At 53.7% G+C, this 21,152-nt stretch carries 15 protein-coding genes; 7 read left to right on the top strand and 8 right to left on the bottom strand.

The features are described 5' to 3' along the window. Positions 1–30: 30 nt before the first annotated feature. The gene (locus ACT3RR_RS10105) at positions 31–2,145 is read right to left on the bottom strand and encodes a heparinase II/III domain-containing protein (protein ID WP_496200229.1); all 2,115 of its coding nucleotides are present in this window, start codon (positions 2,143–2,145) and stop codon (positions 31–33) included. Positions 2,146–2,148: 3 nt separating this feature from the next. Beyond that, positions 2,149–3,489, bottom strand: a complete 1,341-nt coding sequence (locus ACT3RR_RS10100; protein WP_496200228.1) for an alginate lyase family protein — start codon at positions 3,487–3,489, stop codon at positions 2,149–2,151. A 283-nt stretch (positions 3,490–3,772) separates the two neighbouring features. On the opposite strand from ACT3RR_RS10100, the gene ACT3RR_RS10095 reads away from it, so the two are divergent. From ACT3RR_RS10095 to ACT3RR_RS10080, 4 genes are all read left to right on the top strand, one after another. After that, positions 3,773–5,557: a sodium:solute symporter family transporter gene (locus tag ACT3RR_RS10095; RefSeq protein ID WP_496200227.1), complete on the top strand. Its 1,785-nt coding sequence runs from the start codon at positions 3,773–3,775 to the stop codon at positions 5,555–5,557. A 217-nt stretch (positions 5,558–5,774) separates the two neighbouring features. Beyond that, positions 5,775–6,005: a hypothetical protein gene (locus ACT3RR_RS10090; RefSeq protein WP_353502103.1), complete on the top strand. Its 231-nt coding sequence runs from the start codon at positions 5,775–5,777 to the stop codon at positions 6,003–6,005. 310 nt (positions 6,006–6,315) lie between these two features. Beyond that, the gene (locus ACT3RR_RS10085) at positions 6,316–8,466 is read left to right on the top strand and encodes a replication endonuclease (protein ID WP_496200226.1); all 2,151 of its coding nucleotides are present in this window, start codon (positions 6,316–6,318) and stop codon (positions 8,464–8,466) included. A gap of 272 nt (positions 8,467–8,738) precedes the next feature. Then, on the top strand, positions 8,739–10,196 hold the full coding sequence (locus ACT3RR_RS10080) for a hypothetical protein (RefSeq protein WP_496200225.1): 1,458 nt from the start codon (positions 8,739–8,741) through the stop codon (positions 10,194–10,196). 163 nt (positions 10,197–10,359) lie between these two features. Here ACT3RR_RS10080 and ACT3RR_RS10075 read toward each other — a convergent pair whose 3' ends face one another. The 3 genes from ACT3RR_RS10075 to ACT3RR_RS10065 form a co-directional block, all read right to left on the bottom strand. After that, complete coding sequence (locus ACT3RR_RS10075) at positions 10,360–10,860, bottom strand: hypothetical protein (protein ID WP_496200224.1); 501 nt, start codon at positions 10,858–10,860, stop codon at positions 10,360–10,362. Positions 10,861–10,952: 92 nt separating this feature from the next. Continuing rightward, entirely contained in the window at positions 10,953–11,219 is a 267-nt protein-coding gene (locus ACT3RR_RS10070; RefSeq protein ID WP_496200223.1) for an ogr/Delta-like zinc finger family protein, read from the bottom strand. A gap of 56 nt (positions 11,220–11,275) precedes the next feature. Then, on the bottom strand, positions 11,276–12,283 hold the full coding sequence (locus ACT3RR_RS10065) for a phage portal protein (protein WP_496200222.1): 1,008 nt from the start codon (positions 12,281–12,283) through the stop codon (positions 11,276–11,278). A 690-nt stretch (positions 12,284–12,973) separates the two neighbouring features. Here ACT3RR_RS10065 and ACT3RR_RS10060 point away from each other — a divergent pair. Beyond that, positions 12,974–15,481, top strand: a complete 2,508-nt coding sequence (locus ACT3RR_RS10060) for a heavy metal translocating P-type ATPase (RefSeq protein WP_496200221.1) — start codon at positions 12,974–12,976, stop codon at positions 15,479–15,481. A gap of 347 nt (positions 15,482–15,828) precedes the next feature. After that, positions 15,829–16,770, top strand: a complete 942-nt coding sequence (gene ttcA / locus ACT3RR_RS10055; RefSeq protein WP_353502106.1) for a tRNA 2-thiocytidine(32) synthetase TtcA — start codon at positions 15,829–15,831, stop codon at positions 16,768–16,770. A 67-nt stretch (positions 16,771–16,837) separates the two neighbouring features. Here ttcA and ACT3RR_RS10050 read toward each other — a convergent pair whose 3' ends face one another. The 3 genes from ACT3RR_RS10050 to ACT3RR_RS10040 all read right to left on the bottom strand — a co-directional run bounded on the left by ACT3RR_RS10050 (position 16,838) and on the right by ACT3RR_RS10040 (position 19,779). Further along, positions 16,838–17,521 carry a hypothetical protein gene (locus ACT3RR_RS10050; protein ID WP_496200220.1) on the bottom strand — a complete coding sequence of 228 codons (684 nt, stop codon included), beginning with the start codon at positions 17,519–17,521 and terminating at the stop codon, positions 16,838–16,840. 294 nt (positions 17,522–17,815) lie between these two features. Next, the gene (gene zntB, locus ACT3RR_RS10045; protein WP_353502108.1) at positions 17,816–18,799 is read right to left on the bottom strand and encodes a zinc transporter ZntB; all 984 of its coding nucleotides are present in this window, start codon (positions 18,797–18,799) and stop codon (positions 17,816–17,818) included. Between the two features lie 44 nt (positions 18,800–18,843). Then, entirely contained in the window at positions 18,844–19,779 is a 936-nt protein-coding gene (locus ACT3RR_RS10040; protein ID WP_496200219.1) for a LysR family transcriptional regulator, read from the bottom strand. Positions 19,780–19,880: 101 nt separating this feature from the next. Between ACT3RR_RS10040 and ACT3RR_RS10035 the strand changes: the two genes are divergently transcribed. Then, complete coding sequence (locus ACT3RR_RS10035) at positions 19,881–21,098, top strand: MFS transporter (RefSeq protein ID WP_485900586.1); 1,218 nt, start codon at positions 19,881–19,883, stop codon at positions 21,096–21,098. Positions 21,099–21,152 lie beyond the last annotated feature (54 nt).

Genomic DNA, 21,152 nt, shown 5'->3' with positions numbered 1-21,152 from the left:
AGTTGCTAGGGTACAGGCTCGGAAAATAGGTCAGCCTTGCCACGTGGCGCTAAACGCCGCGCCATGCGCAGGCCGATCCTGATTATTAATGGAAACGCGCAGGCGGCGGCCATCCACACAGTGGATCAGCAACTCGCTGCCGGTGGCGTCTTGGGAGAGCACTTCTACCCGGCTCACCTTGCCCCGCGCGTCGCGCGAGGTTTCAGTGGCTTCGTCAAAATAGCCGTGGCTCTCAATCACGCTGGCAAATATTGCGTCGTCCCCCTGCTGGCGCAGCAGCAGCGCGGGCTCATTGCGCAGGTTGAAATGCGGATCGCCCGCGCCGGTTCGTGCCACGATAAGCTCGCCGCCGAGGGCTAATGCGCTAATAAGCGAGGTGTAGCCGTGGCCGTCGAGCCAGCTATAAAGGATAGAGTGCTGAGGAGTGACCTCCGCCCGCGCGCAGTCCCACAGGTGTTGATAGCCGTGTTCCGCACCCAGCGGCCTGAGCTGCTCCGCCACCCGCAGCGGGCTGTCGCTGCGCACAAACTGCCCGAGATGATGCAGGCAGTAGTCATACTGGTGCAGCTGCTGGCTGCTGATGCGCAGCACGTCCACCAGCAGCGGGTTTTCGAATTCGGCCAAATTGAGCATCAGCACCGTGCGCTGGAGGGTGACGCCGGGGTAGTAGTCGCGCAATCGCGCACTCATTCCCTGTCCGGCGGGATGCTCGCTGACAAAGAAGTGGCGCTCGCCGTGACGCTTTTCCGCCTCGGCGCTTTGGCCAAGGTTCTGACTCTGATGATCCACCACCAGCGTGTTGTGCGCCACGGTCTGCTTGCAGTAACTGTTATTTTCCGCGATGTAGCGCCCGCCGAATTTGGGTTCGACATTCACCCAGCGGCCAAAACCGTAATCCCGCAAAGTCTCGCGGCCGTGGCTAAACAGGCTCAGGTGCAGCCCGTCAAAGTGGCCGTGGTTCAGCGCCGAGTGCAGGCGCGGAATGCTGCCGTGCTGGCCGTACCACAGCAGCGCCATGGTCAGCTGGCCGTTTCGCGGCTGGCGAAGGATAGCCACTTCCCCTTGCTGGCCCTGCGGCCCGTCGGTAAGGGTCAAACTGCCCCAGTTCATCGGCTGGGCGGGCGTCTGCTGGGCCGCGTTGGAGAGAGCTAACCCAGCGGCGCTCACCCACAGGGAATCCTGCCAGTGGGCGGCGGCGATCCACTGCGGGTTGCCGTCGTAGCGATAGAAACAGACGCTGGCCGCCACCACCGCGCCGTCATCGCGCAGACTGATGGTTTTCGAGGAATCATTCAGCGCCGGTAAAGTGCCGTCGGGGAAAGCCACCTGCATCAGGGCTTCGCAGGTTTTGCGCACCACCTGATTGCGAAATTGATAAATGGCTAATTCCGGCTGGCGATGGTGAATCGCCTCGGCCAGCAGCAACAGCGGGCGCAGCGCAAATCGCTGATAGTACGGCCCTTCAATGTAGTAGCCGTCCGGTGAGAACAGCTGCGACAACTGGGCAAAGAAGCCGCCGCTCTCGCTATCCCCCTTTAGCCCGTACAGAGCTTTATCCACCAGCGACGGGTCGCCCAGCACGTAGCCGCAAATCCCCGCCGCCGCCACCGACCAGATGCCGTGGTTATGCACGATATCGAAATCCTTGGCGTGCAGCGTCAGCGCGTCGTCCACCATCACGCGAAACAGCTGGCTTTCAATCTTCTGGCACTCGGCGGCGCTCAGGCTGGGCTGAATACAGTGGTACCCCTCGACGGCGTAAAGCAGCCACATATTCTCATTGAGGGTTTGATGAAACAGCCGCCCCGGCGCATTGCTGTCTTTACTTACCGCACTGCCCAAACCGGGATAAATCTCGGCGTAGCCGTTGAGCAGTTGCAGAGCGAAATCGCGATAATCCTGCCGCTGGAAAATCAGCGACATCCGCCCCGCCAGATTGATGAAACGGTAATTCTGTTTGTGCTGCGCATGTTCTGGGCCGCCCGCCTCACCTTGGCCGGGGATCGCCACGGGCTGCGCCATAAATTCATCCAACTCGGCTATTTGCCTGCGCAGCACGCGGCCCATCAAGCTCTCCGCCGTTAGCTCTTCGCGTAACTGCTCGGCGTCGTCCGGGGTGATAAACAGCGGCTGCCAGTGATTCATGTTTTATCCTTCTGAAGACTTTAAGGCGGGCGTCGGCGCAACAAAGCCCTTGGCCCAGGTCGGCAGCGTCAATAGCCAGATTTCGCGCTGCGCTTCAAGGATCGCACCACGAGACACATCCTCGTGATAGCCCGATTTCTGCGACTTGGCGGCAGCGGGCAAGGTGAAGCTGGCGCTGCGGATCTGCTGCTGGTAGCGCGGCTGGCCGGTGGCGTTGTCCGCCCAGGAGAGCAAAGTCACCGGGCGCACGCTGATCCGGTCGAGGGATTTGTAAGGCCACGGCTGGCCGTCGTCGGTATATTTCGCCATGAAATCCAGCGACTTGAGAATGCCGCCGCCCCTCGGTGTCTGGTAATGCCACAGGTCAATGCCCTCTTTCTGCGCCAGCACCGCCATCAGGCTAATGGCCTGCATATCAAAATAGCTGTAATGGAAAGAGCGCGTGCGGACCAGTTCGGCGGGCTGGGTACCGTCAGGCATCAGTTGCACGTCGAGCTTACTCTTCATCAGCTTGATCATCTTTTTCACCACCTCGGGCTGGTCGAGATACCAGGCGATGCCCGCCACCTGCGTGGCATACCAGTTGCCGTGGTTGTTCTTGGTACGGCTCTCTTTGAGCGCCAGCTTGTTGGTTTGCAGCCAGTCGAGATATTCGGACATCCAGTGGCGCATCGCCTCCTGGTCTGGCTTTTTCCACGCTGCGTTGCCGTCAAGCAGCACCAGCGAGTCGACAATTCGAGTCGAGAAGTAGCGCCCGTCGAGCACGCCCGCGTTACGACCCGCCGCAATCCCCGGCACGCCTTGGGCAAAATTCAGGTTCGGGTTCATGCGGGTTTCTGGGTTGATGAACCACGTCCTTAGCAGACTGGCGGCCTTATCGGCATATTTCTGCTCGCCGGAGAAGTACCACGCCAGCGTCAGGTTCTGCACTCGCGCGGTAAAGTCGGCCAGGCGCACGCCGTCGCTCTGGTCATTTTTACTGGCCGGATTCACCTTGCCGTCTTTGCGCACCCACGGCAGGCCGTCCGGCTTGCTGCTGTCCGCCCACCAGTAGGCGCTCAGGCTGAGATAGTCATGCTTGGAGCCGCTCGGCGGCGTCATACCTTTGTCCGTCACGCTGAGGTTCGGCTTCTCCAGCGCCTTGTCAGCCGCCGCGAGCAGTTGGCGGTAAGCCTCTTGGGTCTGCTGCGCCGCCTGATGTTGCGCCAGCTGCTGTTTCACCACGGCCAACTGCGCGGGTTGTAAAAATGCCGGTTCAGCCGCTAATAGCGATCCGCTAAACCCAAGGCTAATAGCCACCGCCAGTCGGGCAGATGGCCGAAAAATGGAGCTGAATAATGTCATGTCCTTCCCTTGTTCGCGCTGGTCTACCTTTCTTTTAGTAATACAAATAAAGCAGACTATTTTCGAATTTGCCACGTTTCGTTCCGCCTTTTCACTTCATTAATGCGATAAAAGGCTGACAAAGTGACGCTCTTCACAACTTAGCAACAAATACCGCCTTTCTTATTTGTCCGACTTTTAATTTCAAATCCCTCTCCTACTATTGCTCACTGAGCATGCGCAAAAGATAACCAAAAGCAGCTTCTCGACAAACACTCACCCAACACCGAAGAGATTAACGACGATGGATATTAACGTTCTAGTGATGATCGGTTACTTCGTGTTAATGATTGCGATCAGTTACGCGTTCAAGAAGATGGCCTCCGGCTCGTCCAGCCACTACTTTCGCGGCGGCGGCCGTATGCTGTGGTGGATGGTCGGCGCGACGGCCTTCATGATTCAGTTTAGCGCCTGGACCTTCACCGGCGCCGCCGGGCAGGCCTATCGCTACGGGTTCAACGTGGTCAGCGTGTTCGCCGGTAACGTGTTTGGTTATCTGGTGGCATGGTGGTGGTTCGCCACCCGTTTTCGCCAACTGCGCGTCGATACCGCCACCGAAGCGATCAATCATCGCTTCGGCAAAGGCAATGAGCAGTTCTTCACTTGGATGATCATCCCGCTAAGTATCCTAAGCGCCGGGGTGTGGCTAAACAGCCTGGCAGTGTTTGCCAGCGCGGTGTTCCACCATGATGTCACCCTGACGCTGTGGGTTACCGGGCTGGTGGTGCTGGTGATCTCCCTGCTGAGCGGGGCGTGGGGCGTGGTCGCCAGTGACTTTGTGCAGACGCTGGTGGTGGCGATTATTTCTATTGCCTGCGCCGTGGTGGCCTTGATCAAGGTGGGCGGGCCGGTGAATTTAGTTACCGAGTTCCCCTCGGGGTTCTTCACCGGGCCGGACGTCGGCCCGCACTACATCACGCTGCTGGTGGCCTGCTTCCTGTTCTTCTTCATTAAAAACGTGCAAAGCATTAATAACCTGCAAGATTCCTACCGATTTCTTAATGCCAAAGACAGTTTTAATGCCAAAAAAGCCGCGCTGTTTGCGCTGGTGCTGATGTTTATCGGCACGCTGATTTGGTTTATTCCGCCGTGGGCCGTGGCGGTGCTTTACCCCGACGCCGCCACGGCTCACCCAGAATTGGGCAAAAACGCCACTGACGCGGTGTATTTAATTTTCGCCGAGCGCGCCATGCCGCTGGGCACGGTCGGGCTGCTAATGGCGGGGCTGTTCGCCGCGACGATGTCTTCAATGGACTGCGCGCTGAATCGCAATTCGGGAATTTTCGTGCGCAGCTTCTGGACGCCTATCGTCAACCGCCACAGCGAGCGCAGCGATAAATACCAGCTGCGCGTGGGCCAGGCGGCCTGCGTGGTCAACGGCGTGTTGGTCATTCTGGTGGCGCAATACATGCACACCATGCACACCGTTAGCCTGTTTGATTTGATGATGAAAGTCGGCACGCTGATGCAGGCGCCGATCGTCGTGCCGCTGTTTCTTGGGGTATTTATTCGCAAAACCCCTGACTGGGCGGGCTGGGCCACGGTGCTGTTCGGCCTGCTCGTGTCTTACGTGGTGGCGAACGTGTTTACCGCGCCAGATCTGGTGAAACTGCTCGGGTTAACTTTCACCAACCGCGAGATGCTGGATATCGCCATCATGTGGAATATCTTCTCCCATCTGGTGTTCACCGGCGGCTTCTTCTGCCTGACCACCCTGTTCTATCGGGAGCAAACCAGCGAACGCTCGGCCATTCGCGACGCCTTCTTCCGCGACATGCAGCGTCCGGTGTATGCCGATGATGAGCAAGACGAGTTTGACCGCCTACAACGAGACAAGATTGGTAAGATTTCCATGTACATGGGGGCTGGGCTGCTGCTGATGGTGCTGGTGCCTAACCCGCTGTGGGGCCGGGGCTTATTCCTCTTATGCGCCCTGAGCATTTTGATTTTTGGCTGGGTGTTGCATCGCAGTGCAGAACGCGGCGCGGCGCTGGCGGCCAGACAGCGACTTTCGGCGTCGCAAAGGTGATCTGAGTACAAATTTGCAGCCAGAGGATTATGCCATAAAGACATACATTTAATATGGTTTTCATGTCAATACAGACAAATGACATACGGCGTTAAATAAATACTTCAGTGGTATTTAACCGATCACTTATTTAGATTTCCTCACCGGGGCAACTACATGAACGCTGATGGCGCTGCCCTAACCTTATTAGCCCATCAGCCTTATCAAGGAAAAGATAATGAAACAACTGACAACTCAAGAAATGGAATCAGTACAAGGCGGATTCCTGTTTGATGCTTTGAAAGGTGCACTGACCGCGGGTAGCGATAAACCAGGTTATGATGTTGGACACGACGCTGGCAAAATGGTTAACGACGTAATCAACTGCACCCAGAACCTGACCTACAACGTGGCTCAGACCACGACTTCTATGGTGAAAGGTTTCTTCAGTGGCCTGTTTGGTCGCTAAGCCTTATCAGTAGAAGCAAGTAGTGCAATAAAGCCTCTGTAAAAACAGAGGCTTTTGCTTTTATGCCGCTTTAATGTGTTGCAGCACCGGATAGGTAAAGAACAGCAGTTGGCACAGGTTCAGCCCAACGTGGAACAGTACCGCTATCGAGCGCAGCAACTACGAACGTGAACAAGCGACATGGTCAGAGTCACCGGCTGGTGTAGAAGAACGTTTCCAGAAAGAACCGTTTTTCATCCGATCACCGTATCAGAATAAAATTACATGGCTTCGCGCCAATCGCGGGACTAAGCACACCAATGCATTTTTGATGGGTACCATTAAGCATGCATTGTTGCGCCTTGATGCCGTTCGCAAATACCACGGCGTAAGCACCGGCCATGACTCTGAGTTCATCGCCTATTACCGCCCGTCATACTGTCATTTGGCCGAGTTCACCAAGCCGAGAGTCAAAACGCTGGCGAACGAAGTCGCCGGCCGTCTGAACGAAATGTTTACCACGGCCATTGAGGAACGCGGAGGCGATGCAGCCGCATTGCCAGATGAAGAACTGCTGTTTATTTATCGTCACATGGCCGTTGAGGTTCACGCGCTGCGCGTGCGTCCACCGCACTGGAAAAAGCTTAAGCCTCTGTTTGCCCCTGACGAACTGCCACCGGAACCGCTCGACCGTGCCGTCTTTGTGTCGGCATTGTCCCGCCTGATTAATGCTGATTGGTGGGAGCATCAGTTATGGCGGCTGCGCTGTGACTGGCGCGAAAACCAACTCCGCGCGATCGGCAGCATCCACAAACGTGCGACGCCGTACATTAGCCGCGACGCGCTGGCCGACTGGCTGGAACAGCTCCGAAAGAACCGCGAGTTTTTCAAGTCGCACGAACTGGACGACGGCGAAGGCAACCGTATGTCGCTCGAATCCATGGTCGATGCCAGCATCAGCAACCCAAGCATTCGCCGCCATGAACTCATGGCCCGCATGAAAGGCATTGAGTTTGTCGCCCAGTCACGCGGCGACGTTGGCGTTTTCTATACCATCACCTGCCCGTCGAAATACCACGCCACGAACGCCAGCGGCCACGGCAACCCAAAGTGGAACCACAGCGATATAAAACAGGCCCAAAAATACCTTACTAACCTTTGGGCGCGTATTGGCTCGAAGCTAAACCGCGAAGGCTTGCGCGTTTATGGGTTCCGCGTTGCCGAACCGCATCATGACGAAACGCCCCACTGGCACCTGTTGTTATTCATGCAGCCAGAAGAACGCCAAGCGATCACCTCAATTATGCGCGGCTATGCCATTAAAGAAGACCGAGCAGAACTGGGCAAGCGCACCAGCGCACGCTTCACGGCCAAACGCTTAGACCCGAAGAAGGGCAGCGCCACGGCCTACATCGCGAAATACATTTCGAAGAACATCGACGGCTACGCGCTGGACGGTGAAAAAGACCACGACACCGGCAAGCCGCTAAAAGAAACCGCCCGTCTGGCAATGGCGTGGGCATCCCGTCATCGCATCCGTCAGTACCAGCCGATTGGCACACCACCGGTGACGGTCTGGCGTGAGCTGCGCAAGCTGAATAACCAGCTGGTCGGCAACCTGATTAAAGCCGAAAGTTATAAGCGCGGGCAAAAGCTGTTACCCGATACTGCGATGGATGCGGTGATGTCGGCAGCCGACGCCGGTTGTTTTGCTACCTACATCATGCGCCAGGGCGGCGTCCTAATCCCCCGCGACAGCTACGTCGTGCGTCTGGCCTATGAAGACGGCGAGAAGCCCAACGCCTACGGCGAGATCACCGAGAAGATTTTTGGCATTTTCTCGCCGCGACTGGGCGAGGATTCCCGCGTCTGCACGCGGTTAAAAACATGGACGATTGTCGCCAAACAAAAGACGCAGCCCGCCGCAGAACAGCACGAAGCCAGGGAGGTTTTGACCTTACCGGACGGCCCCGCCGTCCCTTGGAGTTCGAGTTCTGTCAATAACTCTACGGGAGAGGAAAATTTAAACACTATTACGGGAGTTGAAGACAGAAATGTCGATGATATTGCCCTAGATTTTGACCAGTTAACCGACAAAGACCGCCGCGCACTGGTGCGAAGACTGAGAAGCGAACCGGCAGCACCTAAAAAGCATGAAAATCCGTTCCCGGAAGGCAATCCGATGCATGAGGCATGGGCGAACGCTGAGGCACGAGCTCAGGAAATGGCGCGAGTGCGTGAGTCAAAAATATCTAATGCCAAGGATAAAGCGGCGAAAATTCTCGACTCAGCTTATACGGCGGGAATTTACATTGATGAGCTTACAGCAATGTCTTTAGCACTGGGTGGCGAAGTCATGTTCAAAAATCGCCGTTATATTGCCCTGAAAAATGGGGATTTGTCTGCACTGGGGTGGAGCATAAAAGACAGAACAACAACTTTGAGGCGATTTATTTCTATTCTTAGCATGTCAACGACATAACATCTTTAGCAAGCGCGACCTACTATGTTTACAGAACGTGCCTAAATTATCCATTGGTTGCACTTTTTTATGTTAGCTATGCCTACACTCTTCATCTGCATGAGTTGAGAAGACATGTTAACGTAAAGGCAGTTTGATTTTTTAAGATAACTTTAGGATAGTTATATTTTTGTATCATGACAGCGTCAAATTAATCATTGCTATATGCTTCATGCCGAACAAAGCGAACCACCTTCAAATAACCAATAAAATCACTAACTGGGGCTATTGAAATGGAATCAAAAGATACAGTGTTTTCACAAATAAACAAGCACAAGGATGAATTCACCTTTCTTTTAAAAGAAGCTTTAAAGGAAGGGTTAGAAAAAGTTTCTGCCGCAGTATCTGAAAAAAAATTCATTGGAAGCTATTATCAATGGCCTTCAGTTTCATTTAGGAGTAATGGACTACCAATGTTATCATCATCTAACCTACAAGGAGAAAAAGACTATAGAAATCTCTTCGGGGCAAATTCTGAGATAAAAAGCCTAGACCTACCGTCATTTAAAAAATTCACTAAATTCATCCAATCTAATCCACATCTTGAATCTCGGTTAATTATCCCAGAATGGATGGGCATGAGAGACAGTGAACTAGAGAATTTAAAATATATATTTATCCACTCATTAATAATAGAGGTGATTGATAGATATATACATGAAAATAATTGCTTCGATTACCATGAAGATCTAGCGGATAGTATAATTATAAAAAGACAAAATTTCTTTTTTTGGGAAAAACTACCTATCGACATAGTCATTCCAATTCTTTTCGTAGGCTTTCCTTTTGAATCATTCACGCTTTCGAACGGATTTGAAATCAGACGACTAACAGAGAAAGAACATCTGGCACGTTATAGCGTAAAAGCCTATAACATCAGCGTTCATGAATTAGTCCTCTCGTCTGCTACTCATGCGTTAGTTTTAAAAGGGTGGGTAGTGGATAACGCACCATGCATTATGAATTTCAACACACTTGAAGATATAAGAGTTTACCCAACCACCCTCATTAATAATTTCTTTGCTGCTATCCGGTTAGTTAAAGATACAAATACTGGATATGCACAGGTTTTGTCTTTATCCGAGCATTGGGCAAATAATTACAAAGCTAACTTACCTTGTATTAATGGCACTACCACTCGCTCCTACCATGCTAGTTTGGAAAATTTTTACTGGAATATAGATCCTCTACCATTTGTAACAGATACGGAAATTAATGATATTTACGAAATTTTCAATTTACTCTGTAACTCAGAGGAAAACTCGATTCACTTATCAATTTCCAGACTCAATCAGTGTCTTATGAGAGATAGTGAGGAAGATTCTATGTTAGATGCGACTATAGCCTTGGAAGCTTTACTTTCAGATGATAGTCATCAAGAAATGACTTATAAATTAGCAATGAGAGTTGGAGCATTGGTTACTTTAGACAAAAATTTTAAGAAGTCATCCCAGCAAGCTTTTAATGATATTAAAAACATTTATGCATATCGTTCAGCCATTGTGCATGGGAGTAAAAAACTAGATAAAAAAAGAATAATCAAGCTTGACGACAATAAAGAGACCACAACCCACTCCCTTGCAGTAAACTATCTAAGATTTGTTTTGAGAGTTTTATTAAAAAACCCCAAATACAGAAACCCTAAAATCATCGACTCTGAACTCTTGCTTCGGGTGGTGAGTGAGGGCTGAATTAAATAAATTTAAAGATCTTAAAGCATTTTTTCACAACCATTCTACACTAAATCACTAGTTGCCCTGAAAATACAGGGCAAAAAAAGCTCAGAAATCGGTACGGCACGAAATTAAAAAAACATTACCATCAACCATAACTGTAGTTCGCTTGGAGTGCATATCACAATTTTTTTGAATGGTAATAATGGATGCGAGCTGCAAAATAAGTTTTCGCTATTGCGACAAAAAAACTCATCAAATCAACATCATTATTTAAATCTATTGATGTGCCATCATGATAATCACTTCTTAACTTCATATAAAAATCCTTGAATTTGGACTTATCCTTATCGCTGAGTTTATAGTTTAAATTGTGACTTATCTTATTTCTAATACTGTTGAAATCTTTTATCCTTACATATATGTCATTGTATGGCGGAATTGCCGGTTCGTTTTGTATAAGCGATATTTTTTGTGAGAAGGTTAATCTTGCCTCATCCCAGCTTAGAGTTTCATATCTCAACTTCAAGTAATCATCGACATATCTTTCAAGACTTAAATGAGCAGTAAGGAATGCACCGATAAACTCTAAATCAACATTCTCAACTCGCTCCCATATATTTACTGACTCGTCCTTTTTGCCGTTATAGACTGCTGTTTGTGCCAAATATTTCCAGTTCATGCCTCCTCCTTTTAATAGTTTATTGATTTAACAATCAAACTTAAATTTAAATAGTAGATTATATAGAAAAACCGCCTAAGCGGTTTTTAAAATTATATAGCCTGCCCATTTAGCAGGTTAAGCGCGAATTGCCGCTCGTCTGGCTTCAACTGGTCGATTAAGAATTTTACCAGTTTGTTGCCGGTCAGCCCGCTGGGGCTGAGTGAGTGTGAGAACGTCGCGTTAAAAACGAAGGTGTGGCCGCACTCAACCTCTGAACAGGCACAGTATAAATCGGCCAGTTTCTTGTCTTTCCAGTCAGATTTACGAATGATGGCCGGTGACCCGCATTCTGGACAATTAATTTTAAAAATGCGCATGTTTACTACCCCGCACGCCAGCGCCAACAATGGGGATGATTTTAGCTCATTTGTGCTCATTTCTCGCCCTTTTCAGCGTCAATTACTGGGATTTCAACGTCAAAATTTAGATGCAGGTGCGCGGGGATCTCCTTGTCGCTGTTAATCCCGTTCATAAATTTGCGCTGGAGCGGGATAACTTCATCTTTGCGGTAGGTATTACGGGCCGTTTCGGGATTGCCCATGACCGCGCCGTTGGCGGGAATAATTCCCGCCAGCCCAGCCGGGAAGCGGTGCGCGGTGAAAATATCCTGTGCGGTAATGCCTTTCACGTTGGCAAACTCATCCTTTGCACTGACCTCACCAACCGGCAAAAGCTTTAACCCCTCCGCGCTACCGTTAGGAATATTCACAAACATATTGCGGAAGTTACCCAACCCTTTTGACTGCTCAATCTTTTCTTTAATTTCCGCTTCCACCTCGCCGGTGATGTTGGCGTCGTTGGCATACAGGATGAAGCCCATGTGTGCGCCGTTGTGGTAATAGCGACGACGGAAAATGGTTGATTCGCTGTTAAGCAACACCGAGTGGATGCCGCCAATATAATCCGGCAGGCCGTAAACCTGTTGGCGTGGGTCATACATTTTAAAAAACACCACGTCGCGCGGGTCATAAATCAGCGCAGGCCCTTCCTGCAACACCACGAAATCCCCATCCTTTCGACAACGCAGATAGAGCGACGGCAACGGCAGAAGGTCGATAACCTGCCCGAAGGCGTTACGAATTTTCAAGACGGCCACGTCGCCAAACAGCAGATAATCAAACGCCATTTGCTCAACCTGATCCGTTGTCAGCCCGCCGCCCAGGTAGCCACCGGCCACCATATTGCGTCGAGCGTACAGCACGCCGCCGTGCTGGCCGTTGAGGTTCGGCAACTGCGCCAGCGCCAAACGGTCAATAGGTTGCCGCCAGTGGTCATAGTCGTTGTCGTACCAGATGTTGTGATAGTCGGTACCGGTGGTAAGTATGGGTTCCGGTTCGCGTAAAACGATCTGTAACGCCCACCATTGAACGCAACACCCCAAGGCCGACACCGTTCGGCCTTTTTTGCGTTCGTCTTACCACGGCCCGCAGCGCTCACAGAAACGCGCAGACGGAAGCGCATACCAGACGGAAACGGCGCTACACCGCACCCGCCTGCACTATTTGGATCATAAAAATTTTGCAAAGGAATTTTTGCGCAAACCCTACCGCCAGCCCGCGCAGCGTCTGGGGTTGTGGCTTCGGTAAGGTTTTGCACACGTCGCCAACTTTTGCAGCCGTTTGCAAAAATCAGGGGCAACGCAAAAACTAACCGATTGTTTAAGTTGATGTTTTAAAAGGATCTCCGGTGCTTTCCGTTTGGATCGCATCGGTATCAGAGCAGGTTTCAAAAATTACTGAGGGATTACGGGAAGCCTTGCGGCGCAAGGGCTGGCGGGGATTTTCACAGTGCAGTGGGTTTTGCAAAATATCGCGCGTTTGGATCCGTTACCGATCTCACTAACCGTTATGAATATTTCGTTATCCGTGGTCATTTGGCTGTAATCCGTGATGATTTTCGCCTGCACGTCAAAAGAGAAAAGCCCGCGAAATGCGGGCCTTATATCGAAGTGTGGTCGCGTTGTGGACAGCGTTGATAAAAATCCTTTTACATCAACATAATATTCTCTTGACCTTCCCCTGACTGGAAGGTCTAAGCTTCCTGCAACACATCATGTTCAAGGAGTAACATCATGGCTCTTCCATCTAGCTCCACCCTATCCACGCGTCTGAGTTTGCCGGTCGAAGGGATGACCTGCGCCTCCTGCGTTGGCCGCGTTGAGCGGGCATTAAAAGCCGTGCCCGGCGTGGAGACTGCGGCAGTAAATCTTGCCACTGAACGTGCCGATATTACCTTCAGCGAACAGGCTGACCCGCAGGCGGCGATTAAAGCGATTGAAAATGCGGGGTATGAGGTTCGCGAAGAAACCACCGAACTGGCTATCGAAGAGATGACCTGCGCGTCCTGCGTCGGTCGGGTGGAAAAGGCTTTCCGCAAACTGCCGGGAGTGCTGGAAGCGAGTGTCAATCTGGCGACCGAACGCGCGCAGGTACGCCATCTGGCGGGCGTGGTGACCATCCGCGACCTTGAAAATGCCGTCGAACAGGCGGGTTATAAATCACATCGCTTATCGGAGAAAACGGCCGATTCGGCTGACCAGGACAGCGAACGCCGGGAAAACGAGGCCAAGTCGCTGCGTCGTTCGCTGCTGATTGCCTTCGTGCTCACCCTGCCGGTATTTATCCTTGAGATGGGGTCGCACCTGATCCCGCCAATGCATCACTGGGTGATGACCACTATTGGCGAGCAGAACAGCTGGTATCTGCAGTTTGTACTCGCCACGCTGGTGCTGTTTGGCCCCGGCCTGCGCTTCTTTCGCAAAGGGATCCCGGCGCTGTTGCGCGCTGGCCCTGATATGAACTCGCTGGTTTCGGTGGGGACGGCGGCGGCTTACGGCTACTCGGTGATTGCGACCTTTGTGCCACAAATTCTGCCGCAGGGCACGGCGAACGTCTATTTCGAAGCCGCCACGGTTATCGTCACGCTGATCCTGCTTGGCCGCACGCTAGAGGCCCGCGCTAAGGGCCGCACTTCACAAGCGATTAAACGTTTAGTTGGCCTGCAGGCCAAAACGGCACGCGTCGAGCGTCAGGGCGAAACCCTTGAAATCCCTCTCGATCGGGTCACCACCGGCGACATCGTGCTGGTGCGTCCCGGCGAGAAGATCCCGGTCGATGGCGAAGTGGTGGAAGGCTCCTCCTACGTAGATGAAAGCATGATCACCGGCGAGCCCGTACCGGTCTCGAAAAATGCCGGAGCCGAGGTGGTTGGCGGCACAATTAACAAAACGGGTGCCTTTAGTTTCCGCGTCACCAAGGTCGGTTCCAACACCGTGCTGGCGCAAATTATTCGTCTGGTAGAGGAAGCTCAAGGCTCGAAACTGCCGATCCAGGCGCTGGTTGATAAAGTCACCATGTGGTTCGTTCCGGCTGTCATGGCGGCGGCGCTGGTCACCTTCCTGCTCTGGCTGTTCCTCGGCCCGACGCCTGCCCTGACCTTCGCGCTGGTTAACGCCGTGGCGGTGCTGATCATCGCCTGCCCTTGCGCCATGGGATTGGCAACGCCGACCTCCATCATGGTCGGCACTGGCCGGGCGGCCGAACTGGGCGTACTGTTCCGCAAAGGGGAAGCCTTGCAGGCATTGCGCGACGTGAGCGTGATCGCCCTCGACAAAACCGGCACCCTGACCAAAGGCCGCCCTGAGCTGACCGACCTCGAGCCAGCCGCAGGTTTTGAGTATGACGAAGTTCTGTCACTGGTCGCCGCCGTGGAAACGCGCTCCGAGCACCCTATCGCCGAGGCTATCGTCGCCGCCGCCAAGCAGCGTGATATCAAACTTGCCGCCATAGAGAGCTTCGAGGCGACGCCGGGCTTTGGTGTCTCCGCCAAAGTAGATGGCCGCACCATTTCGGTCGGTGCCGACCGGTTTATGACCCAACTGGGGCTGGACGTGGCGGGCTTCCAGTCCACCGCAAAACGCCTTGGCGAGCAGGGAAAAAGTCCGCTGTACGCCGCCATCGATGGGCGTTTAGCGGCAGTGATTGCCGTGGCTGACCCTATCAAGGAGAGCACCCCGGAGGCCATAAAAGCTCTGCACGCGCTGGGTCTGAAAGTGGCGATGATCACCGGGGATAATGCGGCAACGGCAGCGGCCATTGCCAAACAACTGGGGATTGATGAAGTGGCCGCCGAAGTCCTGCCGGACGGCAAAGTCGCCGCCCTGAAGCAATTCCGCACCGGCGGCGCGCGCGTGGCCTTTGTCGGCGATGGTATCAATGACGCCCCGGCGCTGGCCGAGGCCGACGTCGGTCTGGCAATTGGCACCGGCACCGACGTCGCCATTGAGGCAGCCGACGTGGTGTTGATGTCAGGCGACCTGCGCGGCGTGCCGAATGCTATCGCGCTCAGTCAAGCCACCATTCGCAACATCAAGCAGAACCTGTTCTGGGCATTTGCCTATAACGTGGTGCTGATTCCGGTCGCGGCAGGCGCGCTCTATCCCGTCAATGGCACCCTGCTGTCGCCTATCTTTGCCGCTGCCGCGATGGCGCTTTCCAGCGTGTTTGTACTCGGCAACGCCCTGCGGCTGAAAGGCTTCCGGGCACCGATGGCGGTGGAAGGCTCGAAAGACGCGCGGTAAGGCAATTCAGCTTTAAAAAGGGCTTCTTCCTATTTTGCGGGAGAAGCCTGCTCCCTCATTTTCAGATCTTTATCCAACTGGATGCCCAGCGTGCGCATTAACTCTCGAGCACTCATCCCAACCTAACCCAAGGATTTGCCCCTAAGATTGATGTGGATAGCCCTTTAAACACGAAGACAAAATCCCGCCCCGCTCCCGCTCTTGGGCCCTGCTGCTACAAAACGCGCTGACATTCGTCGAGGTAATCCGTATTATACGCGGCACACTTATGCGTGATGCATAACCAGAATCTCGCGGGATAGGCGTTTGGCCTGTGCTGCCCATGAACGAATCGGTCACAAAATAAAATGTTAGATAACGCAACTGCCAACAAGAAAGAACAGTACAACCTCAACAAGCTGCAAAAGCGTCTGCGCCGCGATGTCGGTAAGGCGATTGCGGATTTCGGTATGATTGAGGAAGGCGATCGCATTATGGTTTGCCTGTCCGGCGGCAAGGACAGCTACACCATGCTGGATATTCTGCGCAATTTGCAGCAGAGCGCGCCGGTGAATTTTGAACTGATCGCGGTGAACCTTGACCAGAAACAACCGGGCTTCCCGGCGCACATTCTGCCTGAGTACCTTGAGCAGCAGGGTGTGGAATATAAGATTGTCACCGAAGACACCTACTCCATCGTTAAGGATAAGATCCCAGAGGGCAAAACCACCTGCTCACTCTGCTCGCGTCTGCGTCGCGGAATTTTGTATCGCACCGCCACCGAGCTGGGCTGTACCAAGATTGCCCTTGGCCACCACCGCGATGACATCTTACAGACCCTGTTCCTCAATATGTTCTACGGCGGCAAGCTGAAAGGTATGCCACCAAAACTGATGAGCGACGACGGCAAACACATCGTTATTCGCCCGCTGGCCTACTGCCGCGAAAAGGATATTGAGCGTTTTGCCATTGCGCGCGAGTACCCAATCATCCCTTGTAACCTGTGCGGATCGCAGCCGAACCTGCAACGTCAGGTGATTGGCGACATGCTCAAAGACTGGGACAAGAAGTATCCAGGCCGTATCGAAACCATGTTTAGCGCGATGCAAAACGTGGTGCCCTCCCACCTTAACGACACCAGCCTGTTTGATTTTAAAGGCATTAAGCATGGTGACGCCGTGGTGGATGGCGGAGATTTAGCCTTTGACCGTGAAGATATTCCGATGCAGCCGGTTGGCTGGCAGCCGGAAGAAGATGACAATGCTGCGCCGATGGAGCGCCTGCAGGTGCTGGAAATTAAGTCATTCTAAGCCATAAAAATAGCCGTAACTCGAATTCGCCCGCCTCATCTTGATGCGGGCTTTTTTATCGCTGCCGCTAGGCCAGCGTGAACAGCCGCTGCCAGTTATAGCTGCACAGCACCAGTCGCACTGGAAGCTGGACTTGGCCAAAATCCAGGTGCTGGAAGCGTTTAAAGGTTTCGCGGATCTCCGGCGACACCACGTCGGCGCTGTAGCGCATCAGGGTACTGTGCCAAAACAGCTGCGGGATATCGCCAGAGGGATAACGCGCCCTGACCTTCTCGCGCCACGGGGAGTCCAGCAAAACATCGGCCAGACGCTGGCGCACTCGCAGGCTTTTCTCATCGGGGATGCCCGCCAGCAGAATCTGATTGGGCAGCGCCACCAGCCGCAGTTGGCTGATATGCATCACGTGGTCGGCACAGCACTGGGTGAAAATCGCCTGAAGCTGCTCAATGCTCTCGACCTCTTGCGGGCTATCGTAAATATCGCGGGTGATGGGGAAGAAGCTAAAATGCACCCCCTGCGGCGGATTGACGTCCACCAGCGGGTCACTCTGCGCCACCTGATTGAGCGCCATCAGCAGCTCTAACAGTGAATCACACAGATGCGGCCGGTTGCCGCTGGACACCGCCAGCCTGGTCGGATGGTAAAAAGGGGTCTCGATGGGAGTGCCGCGGCCAGCCGAGGTTTCCCACAATGCCAGCGAGTTATTAGTGACCTTCTCATATGCCTGATGAATAGCATCCTTCGACTGCATGGTATTTTCCTGCACAGTAATCGTTTTTCTTGCACGACAGGCGTCGCATAACCCACCGTCCGACTAACAAATCATCAAACGCTGGCAAAAATCCCCAAAAGGTTGAGCGAAATCAACATAAGGCCCGCTCAACAGGTTCAGTATCTATTTCGCAGGTGAATGCAACGTCAAGCGATGGGCGTTGTGCTCCATATTGTCTTATTTACTTATTTTAGAATTAAGCGAGTACACTTTAATTCGAACAGCGCCGGTCTTATGACCGGCTTTTTTTTGTCTTTTTTCAGCCACTTCCCGCTATAACCACTTACTCTTCTTAAGCCACCAGGCCACGCCAAGTACCAGAATCAGCAGCGACAGGCAGAAGATACCGAAGCCGTAAGGCGAGGTATTACCCGGGATGCCGCCGAGGTTGACCCCAAACAGCCCGGTGAGGAAAGTGGTAGGCAGAAACACCATCGCCAGCATCGACATGGTATAGGTGCGGCGATTCAGCGCGTCGGCCATCAGCGAGCCAATTTCATCCGCCAGCACGGCGGTACGGGCGATGTTGGCGTCTAAATCGTCCAATCCGCGCCCCAGTCGGTCGGCAATCTCCTGCATGCGGCGGCGCTCGTCGTCATTCATCCACGGCAGGCGCTCACTGGCTAACCGGGCGAAAACGTCGCGCTGCGGAGACATGTAGCGGCGCAGCACAATCAGCTGTTTACGCAAGAGTGCCATCTGCCCACGCTCTGGCACCTGCTGGTCCATCAGGTCATCTTCGATATCGATAATTTTGTCATGCAGATCTTCAATGAAATCACTGGTGTGATCGGTCATCGCATCGCACATCTCCACCAGCCAGCTGCCGGTGTCGGTCGGCCCCGTGCCGTGCTGCATGTCGTTAATCAGCTCATCCATCGACAAGATTTTGCGATGGCGAGTGGAGACAATCATTTTGTCAGTGAGGTAAACGCGAATGGTCACCAGCTGGTCGGGTCTGGAATTGGCGTTAAGATTGATGCCGCGCAGGGTGATCAGCGTCCCCTCGCCCATGCGCACCACTTTCGGGCGAATGCTTTCCCCCGCCAGCGCTTCACGCACGTTATCAGGCAAGACGGGCGTGCTGTTAATCCACTGTTCGCTGGCCGGGAGTGTGTAATCCAGATGCAGCCAGCAAGGCTGTTGGTCACTGGCGACACATTGGGTATTGATTTCACTTACACCGCCTTTGCCGTCGAGCTGGTAGGCGTACACCGCATCAGAAACCTGGAGTTCTTTACCCTTAATCACTTCCACGACATTCCTCGCTGTTGTCTTTATTGACTTTTATGCTGTTAATTCTAACGCTCGCCGCTGGGGATGGCTATTTCTGCAAACTTTGGCACCACCTCACGGATCATGGCGATGAAAGTGCGCAGCCTGGCGGGATAGTAGCTGGAATAGGGATAAACCAGATACACCGGCAGCGCCACGGCTTCCCACTCCGGCAGGACATGCACCAGTTCGCCGCAGGCCAAATCGTCGGCCACAATCCACGACGACACCATCGCCACGCCCAGCCCCGAAAGCGCCGACATGCGCAAGGCGTTGAGGCTATCTGTCGCCATTCTTGGCCGGATATTCAGATGCTGCATCGAGCCGTCCGCGCCGTGGCGCAGCACCACTTCATTGCGGTAAAACAGGCTCAAGGCCACCCAAGGTGCCTGAGCCAACTCCTCGAGCTGGCTCACCGGATGCTTCTCCAGCAGCGACGGCGCGGCTACCACAATGCGCGGGATTTCCGCTAACAGCACTTTGATGGTCGCAGGATCATTGTCATGCCCGACCTGAATAACACAATCCACGTCCTCGGCGATGAAATCTGGTCGGGTGTCATTCAGGATCCAGTCAACGGTGACGTGCGGATAGCGTTGCAGATAGCGCGTCAGAGGCTCAATCAGCTGGTTTTGTCCAAACGCGTGGGGCGCGCGCACCCGCAGCCTGCCCACCGGCTCGGCGTCGCCCACCCGCAGTTCGTCCTCCAGCGCCGCCCAGCGCTCAAGCAGCTGTTTGGCCTGCTCGTAGCAGCGTTCGCCATCGTCGGTGAGTTTCATGGCGTGGGTGCTGCGCAGGATTAACGTCACCCCAAGCATGCGCTCCAGCGTCTGCAACCGGCGGCTCACCGTGGGTTGGCTGGTATTAAGCTGTAAGGCCGCCGCGGATAAGTTTCCACTCTCGACGATACGAACAAAAGTTCGCATCAGGTCTATACGGTCTGTTCCGGAAGAATTCATCATGTTCATACGTTAAGTGTATAACAGTTTTACCTGTTAGCTGGCTACCACTTGCCTTTCTAATCATTAAGAATGCCGATCAAATTCACCGTTGAGAAAATAGCATGTCTGATACTTCGCTTATCGCGTCCTCGCCGAGTGCCGAATCTTTGCCACTTTCGGCCAAAATGATCTTCACCCTAGCCACGGCCGGTGGCCTGTCGGTGGCCTCGATTTATTACAGCCAGCCTATGCTGGGTCTGATGGGTAACGGCGTTGGCGCGTCGGAAGCCAGCATCGGCATGGTGCCGATGTTGACTCAGGCGGGCTACGCCCTGGGGATTTTATTGCTGCTGCCGCTGGGCGATCGTTATGACCGTCGTGCGATTATCCTGCTGAAAAGCCTGTTTTTAACCTTGGCTTTGCTGCTGTGTAGTCTCGTGCCCTCCATTCACGGCCTGCTGTTTGCCAGTCTGGTGACCGGGGTTGCGGCCACCATGACGCAGGACATTGTCCCGGCCACGGCGGCGCTGGCTCCAGAGGCCCAGCGAGGGAAAACCGTGGGCACCGTGATGTCCGGCATCTTGATTGGGATTTTGCTATCGAGAGTAGTCAGCGGCTTTGTGGCGGAATATTACGGTTGGCGAGTGATGTACCAACTGGCGGCTTTCAGCATTGCGCTGATTGGCATTGCGCTATGGCGGATCCTGCCGCGCTTCACGCCGGGCGCGCGTCTGGGCTATGGCACCTTGCTGTTATCCATGTATCACCTGTGGCATCGCTACCCGACGCTGCGCCGCGCGGCGATTGCTCAGGGGTTGCTGTCGATGGCGTTCAGCGCCTTCTGGTCAACGCTGGCGATCATGCTGCATGACACTTATCACCTTGGCAGTGCGGTAGCCGGAGCCTTCGGCTTAGCCGGAGCAGCAGGCGCATTGGCCGCGCCGCTGGCCGGCGCCATTGCGGATAAATCGGGTCCGTCGCGGGTCACGCAGCTGGGTTCTGGAATTGTGATGCTGTCGTTCGCGGCGATGTTCCTACTGCCGCTGCTGTCGACAAATGCCCAACTGGTGCTGATCGTTCTCAGTGCGATCGGCTTTGACTTGGGCGTACAGGCCACGCTGGTTTCCCACCAAAGTATTGTGTTTGGGCTGGAACCGGCGGCGCGCGGCAGGCTCAACGCCGTGCTGTTCACCATCATGTTTATCGGCATGGCGGTGGGATCTTCGCTGGGCAGTATTGCGCTGCAAAGCGGCGGTTGGTCAGCCGTGGTGCTGGTCGCCACCCTCGCCGCCGCTGCCAGTCTTTGGGTGCGATTGAGAAGCCATCACCTGCATAACTAAATCTTCAAAAAACAGCGCTTTTATGCGCAAAACCTCCCAAGGCTATATATTTCG

This window comes from Ewingella sp. AOP8-B2-18, from assembly GCF_052376015.1.
Taxonomy (GTDB): Bacteria; Pseudomonadota; Gammaproteobacteria; order Enterobacterales; family Enterobacteriaceae; genus Ewingella; species Ewingella allii.
The sequence above is the reverse complement of the archived record's forward strand: the minus strand, read 5'-3'. Positions and strand labels throughout refer to the sequence as shown.

Coding starts and splice junctions, on each gene's coding strand:
- ACT3RR_RS10105 (WP_496200229.1), bottom strand. CDS start 2,145: ATGAATCACTGGCAGCCGCTGTTTATCACCCCGGACGACGCCGAGCAG.
- ACT3RR_RS10100 (WP_496200228.1), bottom strand. CDS start 3,489: ATGACATTATTCAGCTCCATTTTTCGGCCATCTGCCCGACTGGCGGTG.
- ACT3RR_RS10095 (WP_496200227.1), top strand. CDS start 3,773: ATGGATATTAACGTTCTAGTGATGATCGGTTACTTCGTGTTAATGATT.
- ACT3RR_RS10090 (WP_353502103.1), top strand. CDS start 5,775: ATGAAACAACTGACAACTCAAGAAATGGAATCAGTACAAGGCGGATTC.
- ACT3RR_RS10085 (WP_496200226.1), top strand. CDS start 6,316: ATGGGTACCATTAAGCATGCATTGTTGCGCCTTGATGCCGTTCGCAAA.
- ACT3RR_RS10080 (WP_496200225.1), top strand. CDS start 8,739: ATGGAATCAAAAGATACAGTGTTTTCACAAATAAACAAGCACAAGGAT.
- ACT3RR_RS10075 (WP_496200224.1), bottom strand. CDS start 10,860: ATGAACTGGAAATATTTGGCACAAACAGCAGTCTATAACGGCAAAAAG.
- ACT3RR_RS10070 (WP_496200223.1), bottom strand. CDS start 11,219: ATGCGCATTTTTAAAATTAATTGTCCAGAATGCGGGTCACCGGCCATC.
- ACT3RR_RS10060 (WP_496200221.1), top strand. CDS start 12,974: ATGGCTCTTCCATCTAGCTCCACCCTATCCACGCGTCTGAGTTTGCCG.
- ttcA (WP_353502106.1), top strand. CDS start 15,829: ATGTTAGATAACGCAACTGCCAACAAGAAAGAACAGTACAACCTCAAC.
- ACT3RR_RS10050 (WP_496200220.1), bottom strand. CDS start 17,521: ATGCAGTCGAAGGATGCTATTCATCAGGCATATGAGAAGGTCACTAAT.
- ACT3RR_RS10040 (WP_496200219.1), bottom strand. CDS start 19,779: ATGATGAATTCTTCCGGAACAGACCGTATAGACCTGATGCGAACTTTT.
- ACT3RR_RS10035 (WP_485900586.1), top strand. CDS start 19,881: ATGTCTGATACTTCGCTTATCGCGTCCTCGCCGAGTGCCGAATCTTTG.